The following is a 24,244-nucleotide window of genomic DNA, read 5'->3' as shown; positions in this document are numbered from 1 at the left end:
GCGTAGATCAGCGCGTGCAGCGCGATGAACAGGACGGCCCGTAGCAGCAGGTCAATTAGCAGATACCGGGCCGGGATGGCCCCCCTGCCCCGCGCCCTTACCCCAACGGCGAAAAGAAAAAAGCTGAGATAATTTAAAAGGAAAACGACCGGCAACCCATTCGTCACCACCTGACGCAAAAACCGAACAAACGCGGGACCACTGTTCAGGAGGTGCGTCGCAAAGCCCGGCGTGCGCAAAACGAAGATGGCCAACAGCGGAAACAACGCAAGGCAACTGACGATCAGCGTGTTTCTGGCAAACTTCCAGAAAGGCAATTCAGTGGCAAAATATCTGTTCATTTCATTTAGTTTGCCAACGGTTCCAGCGCAATGTCGATGCCAATTGGTTTACAGACCTGCGACAGAACCTCCGATTTTATTATTCCGCAAGCCCTCTACCTACTTTACGCGCAAAATCTGTTACTTTTGCTCGTTACTTTTGTTGCGCTATCAGTTTCAAGTTACACTCGATAAGTATCCCTTATCAAGTATAATTGATTTTGCGGGAAAATGGGCGCAGAGTGGGCCGTATGAGCACCCCTGAGCCCTATCTCCCCGCCCCCTCCCCTGCCCTGTCGCAGTCTGACCAGGACGCCCTGACCGATCTCTATGTCCGCGGCACACCCGCCAACACGCTCAGGGCCTATGAGCGCGATTTGCTCTATGTAACGGCCTGGAAGGCAGCACGGTTCGGAGTGCCGTTGGACTGGCCCGAGAGCGAGGCCACAGCGCTGGCCTTCATTCTCGATCACGCCCGCGATCTGGGAGATGCCGCGCCCGAGGATGTCGCGCGTCAGAGTGCCGAGATGTTGATCGCGCAAGGGCTACGCAAGTCCCTCGCCTGCCCGGCCCCTTCTACGCTGGACCGGCGCATCGCCTCCTGGCTGGCCTTTCATCGAATGAAGAACCTGACCAGCCCTTTTGATGCGCCGCAGGTGAAGCAGGCCCGTGCCAAGGCGCGCCGCGCCGCCGCCCGGCCCCCTGCCCCAAAATCGCAGCAACCGATTACCCGCGATGTGCTCGAGCAGTTGCTGTCCACTTGTCGGGGGTCCCGGCGGGATTGCCGCGACCGCGCCATCTTGATGCTGGGTTGGGCTTCGGGTGGTAGACGGCGCTCGGAGATCACCGGGTTGATGTTTGAAGACGTCTCGCTGAAGGAGTTCGACGAGAAAAGCCTGGTTTGGATTTCACTGCTGGAGACCAAGACGACAACCAAAGGTGAAACGCCGCGGCTGGTGTTGAAAGGCCGCGCAGCCCAAGCGCTGGCCCATTGGATCGAGGTGGGTGAGATTCAGGACGGCCCCTTGTTCCGGCCTGTTTCAAAAGCCGATCGGGTGTTAACCCGCCGCCTCAGCCCGGATGCCATCGCGCAGATCGTCAAGCGTCGGGCGAAACTGGCGGGCCTGCCGGACGGGTTCGCTTCCCCCCATGGGCTGCGCTCGGGCTTCCTGACCCAGGCCGCGCTGGACGGCGCCCCGATCCAGGCCGCGATGCGCCTCTCCCTGCATCGCTCCATGGCCCAGGCGCAGAAATACTACGACGATGTGGACATCGCGGATAACCCGGCGACTGATCTACTGGGGTGAGTAGTTACTGACTATTTAATAATCCCCGCTTGAGGGAAACTCCGGCTGCTGTGCCTATGTCTTGTTTCCTGTCGCATCTGTTAACGTGGCCAGCGCGGAAACATGTCGCGGCAGATCGCAACGGGAATGCAGGATATCAACAATGATCACCGCGTCCGGCTGATCCAGATAAACCAGGAAATGCTCTCCTGCGCGCACATATCTGAGATCCGCCGCCTCTTCGACCAATATAGAACAACTTCGGCTGGCCACCCTGCCCTCTGTGATGGCCTGACAGCGCGCTATTAGTTCTTGTTCATAAAGATCGGCTTGATGCGATCCAAACTTGTCGATGGTCCATCGGGCAATTTCCACCAGGCTGGATTCAGCGCGGCGTGTCAGTCGAAAGGGTCTGGTCACGCCTTGGCTCGTGCCCTTGCAAAGGCACGACGGATCGCATCCGAACCCCTGCCTTCTGCCAAATCTCCGGCCTGAGCCTGCGCTACACCCTCCTGCAAGCCTTGTTTGAGAGACTCCAGCCCCGCTTCTTCCCGCTCCAAAAGCCGAAGGCCGGCGCGCAACGCTTCACTGGCGTTCTGATATCGACCGGACGCAACCAGATTCTGCACCAGTTGATCCTGCGATTCTGTAAGTACAACATTGCGGGTTACCATGGCGTAAGCCTCCTTTTTGGCAATATATGCCAACGAGACCGTCTGTTCAACGATTGAGGAGCCCAAAATCACTAATTCGAGCAAGCTGGTTTTATGGACGCTAATGGGACGTGAACACACGGATCATGTCTGTGATCCCATATGAATCCAATGACGGTAGAGACTTGCGTCAAAAGCCGCGCCGCGCAAGCACAGCTGCACTGGATCGAGGACAGTTCCGTGTTCCGTCGCAACTTACAGGCGCACAATTCCCGAAACCCCGCCCTCACGGTATGCCATTTCTTGGGCAATTGGCGAGCGGCTGACTCTAGCCGGAATGTTCGCGTGTTTTCCTCTGCGCACGGGCTGAGCTCGGTGTATCTGACCCAGATCGCCATGCCATTCTCACCGCATCGTACTCCCGTACTGGCGCAGAAGTATTGTTACGAAGTTGGTATCGCAGAAAACTCGATAACGAAATTGTTGGTGAGAGAATTTGACCAATCAGCTCAACTAGCTCCCTGCCCTTCCCAATTGCGCAATTTGCGCCAAAAGCCGTTCGGCCTTCACTCCAACTCCATGCTAGAGGCGTTCTACTCAAAGCGGAGCATAGGGAGGAGTTTTACAGGAATGCCTTCGCATGCCTACGTTAGAACTTCATCGACTGAAAGAACCCATGATCCCGCTCAACCGAGTTTACAACTGTAAACCACCCTGCTCTGATGCAAAGCGTATGTAGTCCTCCGCGTTGGAAAACCTACAATATAGGCGAAAATCCTTGACTTAGTGCTATGAATCACGGCTGTTTATCTCAAGTGGCGCAAAAATGACCACATTCTTTAATTTGAGGCAACTACATGATTCCCGTGACACCACTTGCGGCAGAAAGACCATCGGCACTCGCCACGGAAATATCTGAGAGATTAAACTCGGCTATCCGGGAACATCTACTTGCTGCATTTGCCCCCGACAACACCAAATCACTGCGAAATTTTGCAGCGCCAGAAGCTGCTGAACTCTTAGGAGTCTCAGGTCAATTCATGCGCAAAGTCCACGCAGAGGGAACGATTCCTGAACCGAATGACGTACGCAGCGGTAGGCGTTACTATACTGCCCAAGAACTTTGGGAGGCTCGCGAAACGCTTGAGAAAACCTCACGCAAAAAAGGGCGCTATGTCCCTCGCCGGACTGAAGGAGAAAAGCTCCAAGTCTGGCAGTTGATGAACTTCAAAGGCGGCAGCAGTAAGAGCACCACAACAATTCACTTGGCTCACTATTTTGCGCTTCGCGGTTACCGTGTGCTGGCTGTTGATCTGGATCCTCAAGGCTCTCTTACATCCATGTGCGGCATAAGCCCCGAAATAGAGTTTGACGGGCTGACGATTTACGATGCTATTCGATATGAAGATCCGGTAGATATGGCGGACGTCGTGCTTCCGACGTACTTCCCCGGTCTCTCTGTGGCTCCGTCACGGCTTGTTCTTTCCGAATTTGAGACAGAATCTGCCGTTCACTCCAACCCAGACCATCCGTTCTTTACAAGAATACGGAATGCCCTGGCCCAGGTGGAAGGAGATTTTGACCTTGTTCTGATTGATAGCCCACCTCAGCTAGGATTCTTGACAATTGCTGGGATGGCGGCCGCCAGTTCATTGCTTGTGCCACTTACACCTTCGATGCTGGACGTGTCTTCGACGGCTCAATTTCTCGAACTCGCTGGTGCTTACATGGCAGTCATTGAAGATGCCGGCGCTACGCTCGAATACGACAACTTCAAATTCCTGATAACGCGTGACGAGCCAACAGACGTACCGTCTCAACAACTGGCTTCGTTCATGCGGGCACTGTTTCAGGATCGCGTTATGTCAGCCACAGCCCTCAAAAGCACCGCGGTCAGTGACGCCACAATGCTCAAACAATCAATTTACGAAGTCGTGCGGTCAGAAATGACACGCGCAACTTATGATCGGGCAAAGAACTCAATGGATGCGATCGGCTCTGAGGTAGAGCAAATGATCCATCAAGCATGGGGACGCAGCTAATGGCTAGAAAGTCGCTTCAGGAGATGTCGGGGATCGCAAACACCATCGCGCGCTCTGGCCCCAAGGCCATCGATAAAACTCCAAAACCCAATGCCCCTGCTCTTGGTGCGCTTCAGGGCTCTCTTGCCGCAATCAGGGAAATTGACCCTGCTCTGATCGACGACTGGGGGCCTGCCGATAGGCTCGGTGAGTTTACAGCTGTAAACATTGACGAAGAAGACGATAGTTTTGAAAGCTTGATGTCGAGTATACAAGACGGTGGCCAACAAGTTCCCATTCTTGTCAGAAGATCGAAATCCGACGGTCGATACGAGGCAATTTATGGACGGAGGAGGCTCAAAGCCTGTCGTGAACTTGGTATTAAAGTCCGCGCCAATGTTCAGGATATCGACGATGCTTCAGCGCTTCTCGCCAAAGGGCTTGAGAATGCTGCGAGGCGCAATCTTTCCTTCTACGAGAAAGCACGTTTCGCCGAGGCGATCCTGACTTCCGGGCATGACACGGCAACGGTGCGGCAAGTATTGAACGTTTCGAAATCAGGGCTGTCTCACCTGACAAAAATTACGCAACATGTTCCTGCAAAGATTGGTGACATGATCGGCGCAGCCCCAAAATCAGGCCGCCCAAAATGGACCGTGCTTGCAGAGCACTTCGTTGCAGGCAAGCTAGCGGAAGATGAAGCTGCAAATCTTCTTGCAACCATTGAGCCATCGATGTCGTCAGATGATCGGCTGGAAATGCTCCTAAAAGCAGCTGCCAAACGCGGTGCAAGACAAAGAGAAGGTGCAGCCGAACTCAACCCAATCGAAGGCGTTACAATCAAATCTACCAACGGATCACTAACTGTTTCGGTCAAAAGGACCGGAGCTAACGCTGGCTTCGCTAGCTGGTTGGACGAAAACATGGCTGAAATCATTAAGCGCTCACACGCTGAGTTTACAGCTGTAAACGCCAAGAAAAAGAACTGAGGACGAGCAGAAAGGAGGAAGGCAAACAAACAAAACCCCCGAAACCGGAGCTTCGAGGGCTGCTGCGCAAAGCGCAATTCTTAGATTAGACACCTAGAATCTAGCAGCACCCGAATCGCCACACAAGAAAAAACGCTCTTGAGCGAACGGGTAATTTTTGTCTGCCGATAGATAATCATGAAAACACTAACAGCATTGGCTCCAATTGGAGCGACCTTGTCGGGAACGGCAGGGCAGGGGAACAGTACGCCCAAAAAATGGATACTTCTTCGCGCCGTTGAAGAGGCCAGAGAACCTCTTGGGTTAAAATCCACAACTCTCAATGTCCTGAGAGCGATGGTTTCCTTTATGGGCGGTGATCAGATTGCTGCGGACCAGGATGATCATCACATCTGTTTCGCGTCCAACGCGGCGATAGCCAAACGAACTCATGTCAGCGTGCAGACAGTTGAGCGTCATATCTCGACGCTGGTGGACCTTGGACTTATCCGCCGCGTCATGAGCGCAAACGGTAAGCGATGGGCGCGCCGGGATCGCCAGGGCAGGGTGGTCACCGCAACTGGGCTCTCCTTGATGCCTTTGTCTGAACGGCACGCTGAGTTCATTCAGGAAGCCCAGAGGCATGCTGATCGCGTTCTCGAGTTCACTGTACTCCGTGACAAAGTTTCCGCCGCTCTGGCGCGCCTTAAGGAACTCGTAGCAAATGACACCGCGATCTCTGATTTGGTGACCACCGTACGCAATGCTCTGCGTCGCAAACCAGATGCGAATGTACTCAGCGAGCTGTTGGCAGAAATCTCTGTGGAAATCTCCGAGATAACACAGACTGATACAGAAAATTTGAGGGCCAGTGACAGTGAAATTGAGGGGCACAAAGAGGACTCTTTGAATCCGGAAGTTAAGAAAGAAAAGCTTTCTCAGATTCAGGTTTCTCCAGACCAAATGGAGCGCAGTTTTCCACGGCTATGCTCAGAACTACGCTTTGCAAAAGATCAGCACCACTGTGATCGGCTTATGGATGATATCGCCGAGTATCTACGGCTTGGCCAAACCTGGTATGCAATGAAATCAACTTTTGGCCCAGCTATTCGCTTCATTGTTCTCGGATACATCTTTCAACGTGCTGAGAACATACAATCTCCAGGGGCTTACCTGATTTCGTTGCTGGCCAAGATCGAAAAGGGCGAATTGTCTCCAAAGGCAATGCTCTCGCGGACATCCAATGCTACGTAAATTTGGGGAAACAGGATGAAATTTACCGTTTTCAGATTACACCTCCAAGTGATGACTGGATCGAAGGGTCTGAAAAAGGTGAGCTATAGGATTGACCTCTATAAATCACGCAACCATAAATAGTGAGTTATAGAAAGGAAGCTTATACCTCACGATGTGGAACTGGCAGAACCCTGACTGGCCTACCTTTCGTTACGACGCCGCAAGACTCGAACCATACGAGCAACAGTTCCTGTTGTCCTCAGGGGAAGTTCTTGGAGCGGTTCATCATGTGAACACATCGGATCGAGATCAATTGCGTATCGACCTGCTAAGCGAAGAAGCAATGAAGACCAGCGCGATCGAAGGTGAGATGCTGGATCGTCTCAGCGTGCAATCTTCCTTGCGCCGACATCTTGGACTGGCTCCCGACAGCTATCCATCCAAACCGCGCGAGCAGGGCGTTTCTGAAATGATGGTGGATGTTTATTCCAACTATTCGGAACCACTGTCACACGACACCCTGTTTCGGTGGCATGACATGCTTCTGTCCCATGACAGGCATCTGGAAACGATTGGATCATACCGGAGCCATGAGGATGCGATGCAAATCGTCTCAGGCAGGCTCGACCGCCCAACGGTGCATTTCGAAGCTCCACCTTCACATCAGGTTCCGGCTGAAATGGACCAGTTCGTAGCCTGGTTCAACCGGACCGCACCGGATGGTCCCGAACCATTGCGCGCACTGATCCGGGCCGGTTTGAGCCATCTGTATTTCGAGAGCATTCATCCCTTTGAGGACGGCAATGGCCGGTTGGGTAGGGCGCTGGCTGAAAAGTCCTTGGCCCAGAATATCGGTCAGCCAAGTCTGATTGCCCTTGCTTTCACGATCGAGCGAGAGCGGAAGGCTTACTACGACCAACTCGAACGCCATCAAAAGACGCTGGAAGTCACACCGTGGCTCGTCTGGTTTGCCGAAACTGTCCTTACAGCACAGCAGGTGACGCTTGAGCGGGTTGGTTTCTTTATTTCCAAGACGCACTTCTATGATCGGTACCGTGATCAGTTCAACACTCGCCAAAGCAAGGTAATCGCCCGTTTGTTCAAGGCTGGGCCGGATGGGTTCACAGGGGGATTGAGCGCTGAGAACTATATCTCGATCACGGGAACATCGCGCGCCACAGCAACGCGGGATCTCCAGAACCTGGTAGAGAAGGGCGCTTTGATCCGAACGGGTGAACTCCGGTACACGCGATATTGGTTAAAGCTAGATCGGGACGGGTAGGGGGCTGAAGTACGGCACGAAGCGCGGGAAGCTGCCGTTCTCTGCAGTCGCGAAACCGTTCACTCGAAAATCAAAAAACGGCCATTCCGGTCTAGAATGACGACTTCGATGATGCCGCAGCCGTACCGATGTCAGTAAAGCGCAGAAGTGACCTTTGCAAAGTCAGTTTTGACACTCGAAACTCCCTTACAGGCGGCAGAGTGAATTCCCTGGGTCGGCCCCAAAATGCACCTAGCATCGCTAAGCAGACCTCACTGTGATATCTATGCACTATGCGTCGTCTGCAAAGTGTCCTACATCTCAAGTAATCAAAGAACAAATATCCAACGGCGAAGCACGGTTTATGTCCATTAAAGTCAATCCAGATGTCCTGATTTGGGCACGTGAGACCGCTGGTTTCACGCTGGAAGATGCTGCGCGCAAGCTGTTTTCTGATGGAGTCCGTGAGACGGCTGATCAGAAGCTTGAGGCACTTGAAAGTGGCGACAGAGAACCGTCCCGTGCACAACTGAATAGCTTTGCCAAGTTGTACAAAAGACCTTTGCTAGCATTTTACATGGAACAGCCGCCACGCACCGGACGCAGAGGGCAAGATTTTCGTCAAAGTCCGGACAGCCGCACAAAGCGCGAAAATGCTATGTTGGATGCTTTGTTGCGTGATGTGAAGGCTCGGCAAGAGGCCATAAAAGACATCCTCATAGATGACGAGGATTTTTGGGAGCACAAATTTGTAGGATCCGTCAATCTCAAAACGAGTGTTGAGGCCACGGTAAAATCCATTTCCAACGAACTTGAGTTTGACTACACGGATGTGAGCTTGCGCCGCGGTGACCCGGACAAGCTGTTTAAGCGGCTGCGTATGGAAGTGGAAGACATCGGCGTTTTTGTATTGCTGTTGTCCGATCTTGGTTCCCACCACTCCACGATCCCGTCCAGTGTATTCCGCGGCTTTGCAATCGCTGATGATGTCGCCCCATTTATTGTGATTAACGCAAAAGAGGCCAAACCGTCCCGCTCCTTTACACTGATGCACGAACTTGCCCATATTTGGCTTGGAACAACCGGAGTAAGCGGTCAAGCCTCTACTGCCACCCCGACGAACCAATCCGCCAAGATTGAACGGTTTTGTAATGATGTGGCTGGAGAGTTTCTTTTGCCTTCGGCGCACTTCCGCAAGGGTATGCCTGACTTTGACCCTGACGATAGCAATAGTGCGGAGGCAGTGGTTGATAGTATTGCCTATAAGTGGTCTGTCAGTGGTCCGATGGTCGCCTATCAACTCTATAGAACAGGTGACCTAAGTGGCGATGCCTATGGCCGTCTTCGTGGGGTGTACTCGGCACGTTGGCAGGCTGCTCTCAAGAGCCAAAAAGAAAAGATGAAAGATAGCGACGGACCAAACCCGCACGTTGTGAAATCTCACAATCTGGGCAACGCACTATTGGAGGTAGTTTATCGCTCCGTTCGCGGCAATGCGCTTACCTACACAAAAGCTGCAAACCTTTTGGGGTCGAAACCATCTGCGGTAGAACCGCTGTTGAGAAGGTACGAGGCGAAACGAAAAAAGGGTGATCTGTTCTCCAACGCAAGCGGAGCGCATTGATGTACCTAATCGATGCCAACGTGTTGATAACTGCGAAGAACACCTACTACCCTTTAGAACACATTCCCCAATTTTGGGAATGGCTCGTTGTTCAAGGTGATGCTGGTAGAATCAAGATGCCGCGTGAGATTTATGAAGAAGTGTCAGGCGGTAGCGATGACTTGGCCGACTGGATCAAGGGAGAAGACGCAAAGGAAGCGCTACTTTTAGATGAGGATGCAGACCCCGCCTTAGTGCAGCAAGCGCTACGTGACGGGTATCAAAGCGATGACGCCAAATTCACAGATAGCGAACTGATCAAGGTAGGTCGGGACGCTTTCCTTGTTGCTTATGGCCTTGTTAGTAGCAACAGAACAGTTGTGACGAAAGAAGTCACAAAACGAACCAAGCGCCTTGGCGCGACACGACTACCAGATGCATGTGACGACTGCGCTGTGTCTTGGTGTGATGACTTCACGATGTATCGCACTTTGGACTTCAACTTGCGTTGACAGATATGCCCGGTCGGAAAACACAGTTTAAATTCTGGATTGGCGGCACTCTGCTGCTGAACCGCGAAAGTTCTCTTAACTGTCCAATTCTCGGGAAAAGCATCCTGAAAGAGCTCTAACGTCTGCTCAGGCTAAACTATGCAAATGCAGCGAATGTCCGAGAAGCGGGCTGCGACCGCGGCATCGGTATGTGCAGGTGAACGGCAGGAATGGGCCGATCTCCTAACAAGTTGTGGAAAGAAATTACGGGATCACCTTAGATCTCAGCGTTATCGCTCAGATTGAACCAAGTTGGCTATGCTAGTTCGCTGATCATCGATTTCAGATGGCGCATGTCGGTACCGCAGCATCCTCCAAATACTTGGATCGACGGATTCTGCCTCGCAATCGCGGCAATCTGTTTACCAAGTTCAGCTGGATCGCCTTCGTCCAGCTCATCTGCTTCGTCAAGTTCCGCATGCGAGCAACTCGAAGCGTTCGCCACAAGGCCTCTCAGCCGGGGGTGGTTGCCAAGCGCTCCGGCGAAATGGGTAGGGTGAGCGCAGTTGACCATAAAAAACAGCGCCGCCGAGTCGGTTGCTGCGTCGATCTGGTCAATTCCGTCCACAAGTTTGGTCCCGTCTGCCAGGCACCCGTCTGTCTCAACAACCAGAGACATGATGATCGGCAGTTCAGCGTCCCGGGCGGCGAGGATGCATCCCGCTGCCTCGCTTGGGCGGTTGAATGTATAAGCGGTGACCAGATCGAGGCTTGTGTCTTTCAGGCTGTGCATTTGAGCGGCGTGGTATTGACGTGCATCTTCGACGGGTACCGGCGGGATGTCGGCGTAAGGATCATGGCGCGGGCCGATGCAGGCCGACACCAGTACATCATCGCGAGCGGCAGCTTGGCGCACGTCTTCCATTAGACTGACCGCATCTTTGTTTACTTCGGCGAGCCGCTCTGCATCGTACCCCAAGGGCGCTGCCCGGTCGGCGTTCGCCATCCATGTGGGCGCATCAAGGATGCATCCGACATTCATTTCACGGGCCAGATCGACAAGAGCCTGCATTTGACCGGCCAGTATCACCCTGGTGCCAGGTTCTTCCAGCAATGGAAACGACGCGAAACCGGGAAGCTCAATTCCATGATTGAAAATCAGGTCGGTGCCAGTGCCGGCGTAAACCAGAAAGGGCTTGTTACCTTCGAGTGGGAGCTGTCGCGCCATTCTGATCCACGCCTATTGCCGTTACCTCTGCACAAGAAACCTACTTTGTCTCGGGCCTCCTGTGAACCTTAGGACTGCGACAGGGTGTATTCCGTCACTCTGATCCCCACGCCAGGCCAAACACCAGGTCATGTCTCGGTCGAAATCACCAGTGGCGACCGGCGCGCTCTGATTACAGGTGATGCAATCCATACAACCGCCCAGTGCTGGCATCCCGAGTGGCATTTTATGTTTGATTCCGATGCTGAGATGGCCGTGACATCCCGTCGGAAACTGTTGGAAAGCGCCTCGGAAACGGGATGTATTGTGCTGGGAAACCACTTCGCTTTGCCGTCTATTGGTCGGGTGAAGGCGGACAACGACGCGTTTCGCTGGGAGGACTAGCCCAGGTTGTATTTTGATGTGCGCGGGTCTGTTGTGGGATGGCGGCTGACGTGAAAGTTCGACGCGCCGCGCAGCTTACAGGCAATGATCGGCGAAACTAAATCTCGAACCCATTGGGCTATGTCACATTCCCTTGAATTCTTGTTTCACAAGCTTTCTCTCTTCACCATTTTGTGAAAGCCTGAAGCAGTTATGAGTGACAGAGTGTGCAATTTTCAGAAAACAGTGGTTCTTTCTGAACTCCAATCAGCTCTCTTGGACGGAATTTGTGATCACTGCGAGGTGACAAGTTCGGAACTGGCCAAGAGTGGAGAGGTGCTGGAAATATGTGGACAAGAGTACTGTTTCGATTATGAAACCGGTGTGTCCACGGAGACTGAAATTTTGTTGTGCCCCAGCTGTCACGAGGCAAACCATCTGGACGCGCAGCGACAGCATAACCCTTGCCACATCTCTGCAAGACGCAGCCGGGAAAACATGGGTTAGTCGATGGGTTCAGGAGGCGAAGCTTTGGAACGGTTTTTGCAAGAACCATCGCTGGTCCAATTTCGGTAGTCTGACAGACCAAGCTCGTCCCACATCCAGCCGAAATCATACTCAGCCACCGGAGAGCCGGTCTGGCGCGCGCTGCGGTTTTCGATTGTCTTCAGCCAGTCTATGACTTTCTTCCTGCCCGCCGTGCTGCGAACGGCCTGGCGCGGGGTCTTGCCATCCAGGGCAGGAATCGGCTGGTCAAGCGTATCGCGGTAATGCTGTTCGAGATATTCGTGGGCCATCTGACGGGCAAGGGCACGGGGGATGTCCTCTTCTTCTGCCACTCCGTTACTCGTGCTGTCATCCGCCATCATCTGTTCGGCGGTCTGGATTGATGTCAGCGGAGATTTCACCAGGTCGCCCAGGAGGTCCCGGACCAGGGCTTCGCCGCGTTCAGCGCGCGCTGTAGAGCTCACAGAAAGTGTGAGTGTCCGACCTTTCAGATCTAGGGACCCAAGCACGGAGGCCCCTGACATTGATTTGTCCAACACGAGGCCGGTGCCGTGCTTGGTGCCGGACGGGGTGTCGAGGTCAAGCCAGGTCCAATCCTTCTGGCCTGAGATCACGAGTTCTGCGGACTGTGTTAGCTTTTCAGATACCTGGCTTTGCGTCACTTTGCTGGCGAGGGGGAAGCGCATGTCGTGAAAGAGCAGGTTGTCGCCATCGCTGTTGCTGATTTGTGGTGGTTCCGGATCCAGTAGGTTCGGCAGATGTGCGAAGAGCCAGGCATTGGTGAAGAGGGGTGCGGAACGGTGTAGCTGATCCTGTGTCAGCCTCAGTTCAACGTCGGGGTTCAATTTCAACACGGAGCGGAGCCCGTCTTCAAAAAACGCGACGGTGTCGGGGTCGAATGGGAGCAGCGCCCCCGAGATCACGTTATAATCCCCCTGTGCGACAACCCGAGCTGCGATGCGATCCCATCGCTGCAGCATCTGCGTCGCGCTGTGTTCCCGGACGGTAACCGGCTCTGCGTCCGAAAGCATGTTGCGCAAGACCATGGATCTGCCGGGGTCTACCTCGCTCACCTCATAAAGGCTGACCGACGCGTCCCGCAATCCTTTGATATAGGCGCGGGTCTGCGCACTCTCCTTGGAACCGCTCCCTTTCAGATAAGCATCCGCAGCGTTTTCGGCGTCCGCTCCGAATGTCCTGCCCAGCAAATCTTCCAGGCCACCACCCCACAGGACCATCGGCCAATCCTCGCCCAGCAAGTCGCCCAGATCCTCGAACTCAAGATCGAAGGCCTCGAGCGCTGGCAGAAAATGCTCGTCCAACACATCAGCGAGCCGCTCATGCCAAATCTCGTCACGGGTGATAAACCCGATGAGCCCACCAAGATCGTTCCCCGTTGTCATCTTCAGCTTCTCCCTGTTTGCCGGACAGGGGCGATTTAGCGCAGATTGCAACCGCCAGCCAGCCCACACGCGTATGCAGACCTGCGTTACATGGAGGGACTTGTCATGGCGAATGCTATGTCTTTGGCTCCCGCCCAAAAAGCTCTGTGAAAAGCTTTTCGGAGCGGCGCAGGCCTTCATCGGTCAGTACCACCGATTTTGCCTTTCCAACCGGGTCCAGGATCAATCCGTTACGGTGCAGGCGATCAAGCGCTCCCCAGTCAAAGCCTTAGGGCCGTCCTGAACCCAGCGAATTCGGGGATGTTGCGAGCCGCTTCGACGACGGGTGTGAGCCCAACTAGTGGATTCGTCAGGGCGTTTCCGCCGGTATTCTATGATTGCTAAAAGATGGTGGTGCTGATCGCTGTCGTATTAGATTTTCCGCAAATATGCCCAAGAGACGTATCCCTTAAGCTTGCGCGCGCGCTCCAAAGAGACGCGGCACCAACGGGTGCCACCGGTCTGCTCACAGCCGTGAACTCGTAGTGCGGTTCCATTTGGAAGACCAACGATCACATTGAACCCTGTTCCAGGCCCACTGCGCATTTTTAGCATGTCACCGTCTTCGACGCCAAAAACCTCATATGTTCCGAGTGACGCGGCCGCCGCCGGTTTAACGTCCATGACGACCCCCAGGAACAAAGCCATTAGGGGTAAAAAGATTGCATTGCGCATCGCGATGTCCTGCTTATTGCCTCAACGACAATCGTAGCAACTCGGGTCACCAAGAGGAACAACTCCAAGACAGAAATGTAGGTGATACCAAAGCTTCAAACGCTACATTTCTTCCAAATGGTGGGGAACCCTGGCCCAGTTGGGGGCATCTTTCACAAAAACCTTGCTCGTTGGCTTGAAGTTGTTTGGCTCATCCAATGTCCCAGCCGCAATGCTCGTCAATCCGAAGGCTGTCACGCCCCACAGGCCTGATCCGCAGGTGCCACAAAAATGCTTGATGACAGGTCGACCTTCCTTTGAGGTCTTCTCAAAGGTCCGTGGTTTGCCTTTCAGCAGCTGCAGGTCTTCCGACTTTATCATGTACCCGGCATAACCGTCCGTTCCGGTCATCGATAGGCAATCACTGCAAAAACACATGAGTTGCATTACTGCGCTGCCAGTGACCTGGTATCGAACCTCACCGCAAAAACATCCGCCTTCCAAGATTTCAGCCACGTTGCCTTCATCCTTCTATTTCGTTTTGCAAGATATGAGAAAACCGTACCTACTCTGGCCAGTGGTCACAACGGTTCCAGCAGCGGAATGTGGAATGGTGCCAATATGAGCTCCTGTACCTGGATGGGTACGAGGCAAGCATCAGACAGATTGAGTTGTCGAATGTTTTCATCACGGTTCTGAATCCTTGCCAATTGACTGTTCCAGCAAAGTCATTGGACAGACGAGCTTTATTGATCGACAATCGCGTCATGGAGCTGACAGACACCACACCTGTGCACCTGATCCATGTGGACCCTGAGATCAACATGGCGCGGTTCTATGGCATCGAGTTGCAGCCGACGTTGTTTGGGGAGGTTTCAGTGCTTCGTACCTGGGGGCGTATTGGCACGAACGGGCAAGCCATGATGGTGACGTATGATGACGAAGCCCTGGCTAGTGAAGCGCTCCACAATCTCGAAAAGCAAAAGCTCCGTCGAGGGTATGTTCCGGTCGGTGAGTGACTTCGGGCTGCAGTCTGTTTCTGTGGCAAATCCCGAGCCTTTCGGCTCGTGAGCAGGCTCTAGGTTTCAGCCGACGTATCGGCTTCCACCCAGAACACCCCAGAATGATCTCCCTGTCCCAGTAGCCCCTGACCCGTCTCTTGCGAGCCGGGGCAGGGGCTTTGGGTCATGGTCGGTCCATGCCGTGGTGATCTGCCCATTCGGGTGACGGTCCCTTTTGCGCTCACGCAGGATCAGAGATCCTTTGTCCTTTCCTTGTGGGTCAGGCGGGATTTGGACAAGCCAAACGCTACCTTCCGTAAGGGGGAAGGCGCGGCCTCCCCCCTCGGACAAGACAAATAGACAATACCGTGTCCTCGCGCGCCTGCGCTGCGGGCCGCACCACTCTTGTCGATTGGTCCTGTCTCGCCCCTCTCCGCGTTCGCCACGGGGCAGGTTTTAGAGACGACGCCCTTTCAGGGCTCGGCTCAAAACCAGCACCAAAGGGGATCAACCCCAGAGGTCGCACCACAAAAGGAGAGACGGTTTTGGACATTGAAAAGACAAAAGACATCGACACTGACACCAGCCTGCAGGCGGCAGAGATTGCGACCCAGAATGACCTATTTCGGAAAGCGCTGATCGATCCGACTGCGGCAATCGAGATGCATTCTAAGGGAATTCAGGGTCAGGTATTTGTCACGCCCGGCGTGTCAGGTGAAGGGATGGAGTTCCAGACTGCAGCTTTGGCAGCGGTGGCGTCGGATGACCAGTTTGACGAGGGCAATGACCCCTATGGCGATCACACCTTTGGGGCGGTGACAGTCCGTGACCAGAAGCTGTTCTGGAAGATCGATCTTTACGACACGGACTACACGTATGGGTCCGACCGGCCGTTTGACACGTCAGTGACGCGCCGCGTTCTGACCATCATGTGCCCCAGCGAATACTGATCTCAATCCCAAACCGGAAAGGAGGTGAACACCATGAGCAATGAAATCTTGCAGCAACGTATCGCAGAAGCGTGGGCGCTAATCAGGAAGGGCGACAATTTCCACATCGCGCGCCGCTTCCTGATCCAACACGCAGCCATCTAAACGGCTCCGCTCTACCCCGGAAGGGGTAGGGCACCCTTAACACGATCTCAAACACTCAAACAAGGATTTGCCCCATGAGCAAAGTCGAAACATTCACCGCACCGGAAACCATCGAAACCGTATCCCTGTCCGATCTCTACCTGTCTGACATCAACCCACGACAGGAGGTTGGTGAGGAAGGTATTGCACTTCTGGCCGACAGTTTGGTTATGTGTGGCTTGATCCAGAACCTCAGCGGGTTGCGCGATACCGATGGCAAAGTCGCAATCGTTGCCGGTGGTCGCCGCCTACGGGCTCTGAACATCGCCGTGACTGAGCGCGCTGATCTGGCACAGGTTCCCGTTAAGGTCACGGACAATCCCTTCGTGGCTGAGCAATGGGCCAATGCGGAGAACACCGCCCGTGAAGAACTGGACCCTGTGGACGAGGTCCGTGCTTATGGCAAAATGGCCGAGAAATCTCTGTCTATTGCCAAGATCAGCAATGCGTTTGGCGTGACCGAATCCCATGTGCGCCGCCGCCTCGCGCTTGCCAGTCTGCCCGCCGCCGTTCTGGATGCGCTCAAAGCCGGTGAGATCAGCATGGGGCTGGCCAAGGCCATGACCGTCAGCACCGAAGAAGAGAAAATTCTGGAGGTTCTGGAACGGGCCAAAGAATGTCGGTGGTTCAGTGAGCATGATGTCAAACAGGCACTGACGTCGGAGGCTGTTAGCAGCACTAGCCGCAAGGCCGTATTTGTCGGGCAGAAGGCTTATGTTGAGGCGGGCGGCACCGTCACCGCTGATCTGTTTGCCGATGAAACCCTATTCAATGAAGGCGCGTTACTGGATCGTCTGTTTGCCGAGAAACTGGCGGTAGAAGCGGAAAAACTGCGCGACGCGGAAGGCTGGGACTGGGTGGACACCCATGAGGAAAGCTACATTCCCTATGGGTTCTCGGGTACGAAAGACATGCACCGTTTGGACATGGTGAGCCGGGACTTCACCGAAGGACAGGCCGAACGGTATGACGAACTTGCCGAACTCTATGAGGGTGAGGCTCTGGACGCGGATGGTGAAAAGGAGCTGGCCGCGCTTGAGGACTATACGGCGCCGTTCTATTCTGACGCGCAGCGCAAGCTGTCCGGCGTGTTTGTCTATGTCACCAACAATGGCGAGATCAAAACATCCCCGGCCTATGTCGCGGCGGAACATGTTCAGGCTGCCATTGAGGCTGGTGTTCTGGCCCCGGTCAAAGAACCGGAGATCAAGGAAGAACCAAAACCAGTTTATTCGCAGAAGTTCATCGACGACATGGTGGCGATCCGGCTGGCAGCGGTTCAAACGGCCCTGCTGGACAAGCCTGATTATGTGTTGAGCCTGTTTGCTTTCTTTGCCACCCCGGCCTCCGGTCTGAGCAGCAATCTGTTTGGGTTTGGCTATGGTGGTGCCGAGCGGAACACACCCGAGATCGATGACCAGTTCATCCTCGACCCGCGTCTTGGCGGAGAACGGGATGAAGCGGCACAGGCAGCCTATGACCAGTTCCACGAGATTGCCGCACAAGGCAGCGTGGAAGCGTTCAAAGCGTTTCGCGATCTGGGCAAGAAGACCCGCAATGGTGAGATCACGGGTTTTCTGGCCCGGCGGTTTCTGACCCAACGCCCGGAGTTCATGGCGGAGATCGAGGCTGAGATCGAGGCTGACATGCGCGCGATCTGGACCCCTTCGGCTGAAAACTGCTTCAAGCGTCTGAAAGGCTGGCAGCTGGATGATCTCTACAAAGACCTGCTGGACCTGCACATCGACGCCGACATGTTCAAAGCCTTCGCGAAATCCAAAAAGGGTGCCAAGAACGAGGCGCTGCACAAGCTCTTCAATGATCCAGAGCATCAAAAGGCACTGGGCGTGACCGAGGCACAGAAAGCCCGGATCGATGCATGGGTGCCGGATTGCTTCTGAAACTGGCAGGGCAGGGCGCAACGCGCCCTGCTTTTCAGCAATGATTTTTGATTTTAGTTCAATGGTATAGGTTGTTTTGACTTGAAAGGTTGTAGCCTGTAGGCTACATATAGGTATGATAGAAATTCGTAAGACGGACCTGTTCGACAAGTGGCTCAAGGGCCTGAAGGACCAAAGGGCGAGAGCCAGGATCTTGGTTCGCATCACGCGGTTGAGCCTGGGCAATCCCGGTGATGTGAAACCGGTTGGTGAAGGTGTGAGTGAACTGCGTATCTCCGAAGGGAAGGGGTATCGCGTTTACTATGTGTCGCGCGGTGACGTTTTGATCGTTTTGCTGTGCGGGGGAGACAAGTCATCCCAGCAAGCCGACATCAAAACCGCCAAGGCGATGGCAAGAGAGTTGGAGTGAAAAACATGGGTGTCAAAACAACGAAGTTTGAAGCGGCTGACTATCTGGACAGCCCGGAAGCCATTCAAGCCTATCTTGAAGCGGCTTTTGAAACCAGCGACACGGCGCTGATCGCGTCGGCACTTGGCGATGTTGCCAAGGCCAAAGGTATGTCGAGTGTGGCCGACAAATCTGGTCTGTCTCGGGAAAGCCTCTACCGCGCACTTAGCGAAAATGGCAATCCCGAGTTTGGCACGGTGCTGAAAGTGCTGAGCGCTGTGGGTGTGACGCTCACCCCGAAAATGCACGTGAATTAACCCACTTTAAAGGCTATCCACCATGTCCACCGATGCAGCTCCGTCTACGGTTGAAAAAGCCGCCCGCCGCGTCTGGAAATCCGCGCAGATGTTCGTCGGGTTTCATACAGACCAGAAGGGCAAGCCGCGCACACAGCCGAAGCTCTGGCCGCCAAAAAACGGGAGCGCGTCGATCCATGGTGATCCCAGCGCGCAGGAGGCCATCGTGGTCGTCAAAGCCGCTGATCCGGACGAGGTACAGGACGTGCAGATCAAGCTGCACCCAAACCGCATTGTTGTGCGCCGCGATGCAGATGCCTGGTGGCAGGGTGTCGCTGTAGATGAGCATACCGTGACGGTCCGAATGGCCGACAACACGATCATCGAAATCCGCCATGACGGATCGGTGAAGCGGCGCTCGGCAGAGGACGAAACCCATGTTGAAGCAGATGGCAGCATCTTCAAGTTCACGGAATTTGCCGAGGCGCATATGACGGGTGACGGGGTGGAAATGACCCGCCGCACAGAGGATCGCATTGCCACGATCACAGCTGACGGTGTTGTCGATCGCGCGCGCAAGCGTTAGCCTGTAAAGAATACCTCCAGATTTTCCTTTGGTTAAACTCGTGGCCCGCTTCGGTGGGCCTTTTTCTTGGCGTACTCATCACTGTATCTGCCCGTGCGCCGGTCTCGCCCCGCGACAGCGCTTGAGAGAGTTCTTGCGGATTACCGGGGCGTCCTACCGAACCCGCCAATCCAAATTGAGTCCGGCTGTTTACCTGATCCGCACAAGCACGGACCAGGGCCGGACCGTCCGGTCTTTGGCCTCCGCCAGTTGGATAGGGCGGTTTGCACCGTCCGTCATTCTTCATCCTTTGCGACGACGGTCATACCGACCCAGAAGGGCAACCCCCAACTTAGAACTGAGCGCCGCGCCTGTGTCGGATCGAGGTGATGTTGCCGCCATCAAAGACATCGTTTTGTTCAGATGTTCCGCGCGCAGCGATCCCAGAAAGCCTTGCCTTTCACCAGGTCTGACAGTTTCAAGTACGTTGCCGGAGAAGATCCTCGGCTGCGGTGTTTCTGAAGGGATGAACATAAGCGGGCAGTCGGGGAAGACGCGCGGCGCCCGGGCCGGGCGCCGCGCTTCAACAAGGAATGTCCCCTGCGCCTGCGGCGCATTCCGCGCGGATCAAATTCCCTGCTGACATCCCCTTGATGCCCGCTTTTCCCTTGTTCATCGAAACACGCCATAGCGAGGATCAAACAATGGCAACTCAAACTCTGAAACTGAGCGTCAAGACCGGTGAAAAAGAAGGCAAGACATTCTGGGATCGATGCGGGGTGCTCTTCGTCAATACCGATGAGACCGGCACCATCACCTCGATCCAGGTCAAGCACAGCATGTTCCCTGGCGTTGAGATGGTGGCCTTCCCGAAGCGCACCGATGACGATCCCGTCACCGAATGACGGGAGGGCAGGGCGGCGCAAGCCGCCCTTTCTTCTGCTCCGGCCGCAGGCCGGACCACATATGCGCCACAGGTGGCGCGCGGTCCTAAGACCGGGCAGGGGTGCCGACCTGCCCCAATGCGGCAGCAGACAACCCTGCCACACCCGCCGCGAAAGCGGCGGGACATTGAGCGCGCTGAGGCGCGCGGAAAATGCCATACTGACCTTGAACGTGCCGGTATGTGACGGGCGCTGTTCGGGCAGCTCCCGCTTTGCGTGATTGCCCTGCGCCGGTCCACCGGCACCCACGCCTGCTGGCTGGAAAAGGGGCAGGACCCTTTTCCCGGCGTGGAGATTGCCTCCAAGAGCAAAACTGTTCCGGGGGCAATTTGAGAAAATACGGATTTCTAAAATCACCCCCGGTTTCCTCTTGGAGAGTATGACAGGATAAGGTAGTTGTGTTACAAGTCATAAAAACAACCAGAGGTATACATTGAGCAAGCCCGGCGACACCACTGTCTTTTCCGTTCGATTGCCGTCAGATGCGTTGGTGCGTTTGGAGGAGGCCGTGCAGTCGCTTGGGGCCAAGAGCCGCAACCAGATCATCCAACGACTGATCTATCGTCTGATCGGGTATCTCGATCCTGACCCGGCCGTTGTCGATCTCTGGCAGACGCACTTGCGGCAGGTTCAGGGTGGATACACCAACCTCAATCAGCTCGCAAAATCGGCCAAACGCGGTTCGGTGATCTGGACCGATGACGACCGGCGCGATGTCGAAAACCTCCATCGTGCGATCATCCAGCACCGGCAAGACCTGAAGGCGCTGATCACCGCGGCCCGCCGAAACCGAGAGCCAGACTCCGCCATTCGCCGAATCTTGCGCGACGATGAGAGGACATCTGAAGCATGAACGTCGCGGCTCACAATTTGACGGCAGGGGACTTTCTGGAGCTAGCCTTCCGGGAAGCGCAGAAGGGTATCGATCGGTCCAAGCAGATCAGCCAGCAGCTGCAAACCGCCAAGCGCATGAAGTTCATGATCTCGCGGGCCTCATCCATCAAGGCGCGGCTTGGTGCTGTGGTTGGAAAGCCCGAGGCGGTTGTGAAACACGTCCGCAAAGGTGGGGTGAAAAAAGCGCATGAGCTGCGCCGCCAGATCAATTACCTGACCGTCAGGGCAGAGGGCGTGTTGGACATCCGCGACAATGGTGTGACCCCGCTCGATGCCGATCAGGTGAGTGATCTGATCGAGACCTGGGCCGAGGATTTCAACGGGAAAACCAACTATGGTTATACCCGTCACATGATCGTTTCTTTTCCCGAAGGCACCTATCCGGATGCCGCGCATGAGGCCGGTTTGGACTTCGCGGATCGCCTGTTTGGGAGCGGTGATTTTGGCGATACCTGGGACTATCTGACCGTGTTCCACAACGACACTGACAACCCCCATGTCCACATCGTTGTGAATAACCGAGGCGTGGAACATGGGCAGTGGTTGGCTATGGGTATGAGCAGCGACATGAACATCGACGTTCAGCGCTCTATCCAGGTTGAGGTTGCCGAAGGATACGGAATTGAGCTGACCGCAACGACCCGCCTTGAGCGCGGTTTGCGGCAGGAAGTTGAGACCGACACGTGGAAGGTTCAGGCCGGACTGTCTGTTGTTGAAAGCACTCCGGAGGTTGAAGTTACGGCCCGCGACATGGCCGGTGATGTGATGACACTCTCCATCGCAAGAATGTCGGATCTGTTTGATGAGCGCGCCAACGCTGTCAAAGACCGGATCGAAGAGTTTGCCATCCAACTCGTTGAAAGTGAGGAACCTATGGTATCGAGAATGGAACATCTGCTGGATCAAGCCCATCATTTTGATGATTACGGCGAGCCAGGAGACCCGTCTTATGTGTCGCCCGAAGTCATGAGCAACTTGCGGCGACACATCGAATTAGGCGGTTCTGAGGAAACAATCGCACCCGAGCTGAAGGCTCAGGTTGTTGCCCATATCAGCGACGTTCGGGACAACGAACAGAGCCATCCGTATCTGTCTGCCCTTGCTGATATTGTCGATGACAAGGCGTTCCAGTCGTCCGCTGATTATGCCCCGGCAGCACGCCGGTACGAGGTCTATATACAGGACACCTTGGGCAAGGGGGCCTATGAGGACTTCCAGACTCAGACCAAAGAATTGCTGCAATCCATCGACAAGATGGAAGGGCTGGCCCGTGAGGTTGACGACCCTCATCTGCGTGTCGCTATGGATATTCAAATTGGCGAGTTGAAGGGCGACGTTGCGGACCTGCGCACCAACGATCCGGACCTTCAAGCCTTCATCATCGAGGACCGCCGCTATTCAACGATGATGGGAATGGGCACTGCCGAAATGGATGTCTTGGATTATTCAGAGGCCGGCAAGTGGGCAGCGATCCGCAAAGAAGTCACCGACACGGCCAGCAGCTACGGCCTCGATGGCGAGGCGTTCGTTGCCCGCTTTGGCGATCATCAGAACGTCACCCTGGGTACAACAATGGGATGGCGCAGCGACGACATTTCGACCGCCGCGGCCCACTTCCAGGCGCAAGGATTACCCGACAGCCACGACCGCGCTGAGGCCGTTGTTGACGAGCTGCACCAGCTTGCGTCTTCCAGGATCATCGCAATCTCAGAAGAACTTTCAGACGTTCACGCCCACGCAACGCACCCGCTCTTGCAGGGGCGCGGTGACGATGACGGGCACAGCTTGTAAGGACTTTAACCGGTCTGCCTGATGCGCGCGCCAACGCCCCAGGCAGACCCATCACAGAGTTTTCCATCAACTCGCAAAGGAAAAACTATGGTTTCGCGTACAGACTATCTTTTGAACGAAGTCGAACACTTCGCACCCTATTCCAGATTTGATCAATCCGCCCCGCGTGAAGATCGCGTTTCAGAGCAGATCGACATCATCAGGAAAGAACAGCAGGCGATGGGCTTTGATCGTGCAGCCATCGCCTCAAACAGCTTCGACATCGAGGACCAGGCCAACCGCCGTGTTGACGAACATACTGCGCAACAAGATCTGGTCGAAGAATTCAAAATCGAATTTGAAGCTGCGGAGCGGTCAGGGGAGCCGGTTGATCTGAACGATATGCAGGCTTTGGTTTCTCAGCACATGAGTGATGCTCAGGAATACGATCTGTATCACCCTTACTATTCGTCCCTTGCGGATCTGAGTGGTGACAAGGATTTTCAGGAGTCCGACGACTACCAGTCGCCCGGTGATCGCTATGTTCAGTATATGCAATCCGCTTTGGGGGAGGCCATCTTTGAGAACTACGAGCAGCAGACCAAGGACATCGTGAACTCCATCGAGAACATGGAGGCTCTTGCACGAGAGGTCGAAGATCCACACTTGCGTGCCGCAATGGACGTTCAGATCGGGGAGTTGAAAGGCGATGTTGCCGAACTGCGCCCATATGACACCGACCTGCAGGCATACACTTTGGCTGATGACAGCTACACCACATCCATGAATGCGGCCGAGTTGGACAACCTGGACCCCACGGAAGCCGAAAAATGGCTGGCTGTGCGTGATGACATTGTGGCGACCGCGCACAGCTTCGGTCTCGACGGAAGCAAGTTCCTGGCCCGCTACAACGATCATGACAGCGTTTCAATCGGCACAACGGCGACTTGGAAAGACGCGGACATTTCCACCGCTGCCGCCCATTTCAACAGCCAAGGCGTTCCGGACAGCTACGAGCGCGCGGAGGCCGTTGTTGGTGAGCTGCACCAAGTTTCATCCAGCAAGATTGCCGCCGTGGTGCAAGAGATTGCCCATACCCGCGAACAGGCTACCCACGTCCATGAGTATGATGGACACAGTCTTTAACCACGGAGGACATGATAGATGATTGTTCGCGCCGGTGAATGTGTTGCCGGGAACAGCGAGACCACCGGGTTGGAGTAATGTGGGGTCTGTTCCGATTGGGACGGACTCTTGTCCTTGGACATTCCGGGCATTCGCTGCACCACGTTTGAATAGGCAAGAAGCGGACAAAACAG

General features: G+C 54.8%; 25 protein-coding genes and 1 pseudogene. 18 read left to right on the top strand and 8 right to left on the bottom strand.

Going from position 1 to position 24,244, the window contains the following annotated elements:
• Nucleotides 1-341, bottom strand: a pseudogene (locus ACR0AM_RS17935) (hypothetical protein); the annotation flags it as partial.
• 230 nt (nucleotides 342-571) lie between these two features.
• Between ACR0AM_RS17935 and ACR0AM_RS17930 the strand changes: the two are divergent.
• Entirely contained in the window at nucleotides 572-1,627 is a 1,056-nt protein-coding gene (locus tag ACR0AM_RS17930; protein ID WP_170417862.1) for a tyrosine-type recombinase/integrase, read from the top strand.
• Between the two features lie 54 nt (nucleotides 1,628-1,681).
• On the opposite strand, the gene ACR0AM_RS17925 is transcribed toward ACR0AM_RS17930, so the two are convergent.
• Nucleotides 1,682-2,026: a type II toxin-antitoxin system RelE/ParE family toxin gene (locus ACR0AM_RS17925; RefSeq protein ID WP_170417859.1), complete on the bottom strand. Its 345-nt coding sequence runs from the start codon at nucleotides 2,024-2,026 to the stop codon at nucleotides 1,682-1,684.
• Entirely contained in the window at nucleotides 2,023-2,280 is a 258-nt protein-coding gene (locus tag ACR0AM_RS17920) for a type II toxin-antitoxin system ParD family antitoxin (protein WP_170417856.1), read from the bottom strand. Before ACR0AM_RS17920 ends, ACR0AM_RS17925 begins: the two co-directional genes overlap by 4 nt.
• An 836-nt stretch (nucleotides 2,281-3,116) precedes the next feature.
• On the opposite strand from ACR0AM_RS17920, the gene repA reads away from it, so the two are divergent.
• The 6 genes from repA to ACR0AM_RS17890 all read left to right on the top strand — a co-directional run bounded on the left by repA (nucleotide 3,117) and on the right by ACR0AM_RS17890 (nucleotide 9,860).
• On the top strand, nucleotides 3,117-4,301 hold the full coding sequence (gene repA, locus ACR0AM_RS17915) for a plasmid partitioning protein RepA (protein ID WP_170417853.1): 1,185 nt from the start codon (nucleotides 3,117-3,119) through the stop codon (nucleotides 4,299-4,301).
• A complete protein-coding gene (gene repB, locus ACR0AM_RS17910) occupies nucleotides 4,301-5,269 on the top strand; it encodes a plasmid partitioning protein RepB (RefSeq protein ID WP_170417850.1) in 969 nt (322 codons plus the stop codon). The genes repA and repB overlap by 1 nt, the downstream gene beginning before the upstream one ends.
• A 177-nt stretch (nucleotides 5,270-5,446) precedes the next feature.
• Complete coding sequence (locus ACR0AM_RS17905) at nucleotides 5,447-6,502, top strand: helix-turn-helix domain-containing protein (RefSeq protein WP_170417847.1); 1,056 nt, start codon at nucleotides 5,447-5,449, stop codon at nucleotides 6,500-6,502.
• 154 nt (nucleotides 6,503-6,656) lie between these two features.
• Nucleotides 6,657-7,766 (top strand): Fic family protein, encoded by a 1,110-nt coding sequence (locus tag ACR0AM_RS17900; protein ID WP_170417844.1) that lies wholly within the window; start codon nucleotides 6,657-6,659, stop codon nucleotides 7,764-7,766.
• Between the two features lie 343 nt (nucleotides 7,767-8,109).
• Nucleotides 8,110-9,369, top strand: coding sequence for an XRE family transcriptional regulator (locus ACR0AM_RS17895; RefSeq protein WP_170634624.1), 1,260 nt, complete (start codon nucleotides 8,110-8,112; stop codon nucleotides 9,367-9,369).
• Nucleotides 9,369-9,860, top strand: a complete 492-nt coding sequence (locus ACR0AM_RS17890; RefSeq protein ID WP_170634626.1) for a DUF4411 family protein — start codon at nucleotides 9,369-9,371, stop codon at nucleotides 9,858-9,860. The genes ACR0AM_RS17895 and ACR0AM_RS17890 overlap by 1 nt, the downstream gene beginning before the upstream one ends.
• A gap of 295 nt (nucleotides 9,861-10,155) precedes the next feature.
• Here ACR0AM_RS17890 and ACR0AM_RS17885 read toward each other — a convergent pair whose 3' ends face one another.
• A complete protein-coding gene (locus ACR0AM_RS17885) occupies nucleotides 10,156-11,067 on the bottom strand; it encodes a homocysteine S-methyltransferase family protein (RefSeq protein ID WP_170417800.1) in 912 nt (303 codons plus the stop codon).
• 84 nt (nucleotides 11,068-11,151) lie between these two features.
• Between ACR0AM_RS17885 and ACR0AM_RS17880 the strand changes: the two genes are divergently transcribed.
• Nucleotides 11,152-11,451: an MBL fold metallo-hydrolase gene (locus tag ACR0AM_RS17880; RefSeq protein ID WP_170417797.1), complete on the top strand. Its 300-nt coding sequence runs from the start codon at nucleotides 11,152-11,154 to the stop codon at nucleotides 11,449-11,451.
• A 482-nt stretch (nucleotides 11,452-11,933) separates the two neighbouring features.
• Here ACR0AM_RS17880 and ACR0AM_RS17875 read toward each other — a convergent pair whose 3' ends face one another.
• From ACR0AM_RS17875 to ACR0AM_RS17860, 4 genes are all read right to left on the bottom strand, one after another.
• Complete coding sequence (locus ACR0AM_RS17875) at nucleotides 11,934-13,340, bottom strand: DUF7986 domain-containing protein (protein WP_174819503.1); 1,407 nt, start codon at nucleotides 13,338-13,340, stop codon at nucleotides 11,934-11,936.
• A gap of 115 nt (nucleotides 13,341-13,455) precedes the next feature.
• A complete protein-coding gene (locus tag ACR0AM_RS17870) occupies nucleotides 13,456-13,566 on the bottom strand; it encodes a DUF6429 family protein (RefSeq protein WP_371732129.1) in 111 nt (36 codons plus the stop codon).
• 185 nt (nucleotides 13,567-13,751) lie between these two features.
• On the bottom strand, nucleotides 13,752-14,054 hold the full coding sequence (locus ACR0AM_RS17865; RefSeq protein WP_152460662.1) for an SH3 domain-containing protein: 303 nt from the start codon (nucleotides 14,052-14,054) through the stop codon (nucleotides 13,752-13,754).
• Between the two features lie 102 nt (nucleotides 14,055-14,156).
• Entirely contained in the window at nucleotides 14,157-14,549 is a 393-nt protein-coding gene (locus ACR0AM_RS17860) for a GFA family protein (RefSeq protein ID WP_152460663.1), read from the bottom strand.
• Between the two features lie 233 nt (nucleotides 14,550-14,782).
• Here ACR0AM_RS17860 and ACR0AM_RS17855 point away from each other — a divergent pair, with 233 nt between their 5' ends.
• The 10 genes from ACR0AM_RS17855 (at nucleotide 14,783) to ACR0AM_RS17810 (ending at nucleotide 24,071) form a co-directional block, all read left to right on the top strand.
• Complete coding sequence (locus ACR0AM_RS17855; protein ID WP_245220702.1) at nucleotides 14,783-15,052, top strand: WGR domain-containing protein; 270 nt, start codon at nucleotides 14,783-14,785, stop codon at nucleotides 15,050-15,052.
• A 527-nt stretch (nucleotides 15,053-15,579) separates the two neighbouring features.
• Entirely contained in the window at nucleotides 15,580-15,984 is a 405-nt protein-coding gene (locus ACR0AM_RS17850) for a DUF3768 domain-containing protein (RefSeq protein ID WP_152460664.1), read from the top strand.
• Nucleotides 15,985-16,202: 218 nt separating this feature from the next.
• Nucleotides 16,203-18,068 carry a ParB/RepB/Spo0J family partition protein gene (locus ACR0AM_RS17845; RefSeq protein WP_170417794.1) on the top strand — a complete coding sequence of 622 codons (1,866 nt, stop codon included), beginning with the start codon at nucleotides 16,203-16,205 and terminating at the stop codon, nucleotides 18,066-18,068.
• 115 nt (nucleotides 18,069-18,183) lie between these two features.
• Nucleotides 18,184-18,477, top strand: coding sequence for a type II toxin-antitoxin system RelE/ParE family toxin (locus ACR0AM_RS17840; protein ID WP_170417791.1), 294 nt, complete (start codon nucleotides 18,184-18,186; stop codon nucleotides 18,475-18,477).
• 5 nt (nucleotides 18,478-18,482) lie between these two features.
• The gene (locus tag ACR0AM_RS17835; RefSeq protein ID WP_152460667.1) at nucleotides 18,483-18,773 is read left to right on the top strand and encodes an addiction module antidote protein; all 291 of its coding nucleotides are present in this window, start codon (nucleotides 18,483-18,485) and stop codon (nucleotides 18,771-18,773) included.
• Nucleotides 18,774-18,795: 22 nt separating this feature from the next.
• Nucleotides 18,796-19,338, top strand: a complete 543-nt coding sequence (locus ACR0AM_RS17830; protein ID WP_170417788.1) for a hypothetical protein — start codon at nucleotides 18,796-18,798, stop codon at nucleotides 19,336-19,338.
• A gap of 683 nt (nucleotides 19,339-20,021) precedes the next feature.
• Nucleotides 20,022-20,222, top strand: coding sequence for a hypothetical protein (locus ACR0AM_RS17825; protein ID WP_170417785.1), 201 nt, complete (start codon nucleotides 20,022-20,024; stop codon nucleotides 20,220-20,222).
• A gap of 472 nt (nucleotides 20,223-20,694) precedes the next feature.
• The gene (locus ACR0AM_RS17820; RefSeq protein ID WP_170417782.1) at nucleotides 20,695-21,114 is read left to right on the top strand and encodes a hypothetical protein; all 420 of its coding nucleotides are present in this window, start codon (nucleotides 20,695-20,697) and stop codon (nucleotides 21,112-21,114) included.
• Entirely contained in the window at nucleotides 21,111-22,946 is a 1,836-nt protein-coding gene (locus ACR0AM_RS17815; protein WP_170417779.1) for a relaxase/mobilization nuclease domain-containing protein, read from the top strand. The genes ACR0AM_RS17820 and ACR0AM_RS17815 overlap by 4 nt, the downstream gene beginning before the upstream one ends.
• Nucleotides 22,947-23,033: 87 nt before the next feature.
• A complete protein-coding gene (locus ACR0AM_RS17810) occupies nucleotides 23,034-24,071 on the top strand; it encodes a hypothetical protein (protein WP_170417776.1) in 1,038 nt (345 codons plus the stop codon).
• The last annotated feature ends 173 nt before the right edge of the window (nucleotides 24,072-24,244 follow it).

Source organism: Ruegeria sp. AD9 (assembly GCF_056542305.1).
Note: the sequence above shows the minus strand (reverse complement) of the source record. Positions and strands in the feature narration are given on the sequence as shown.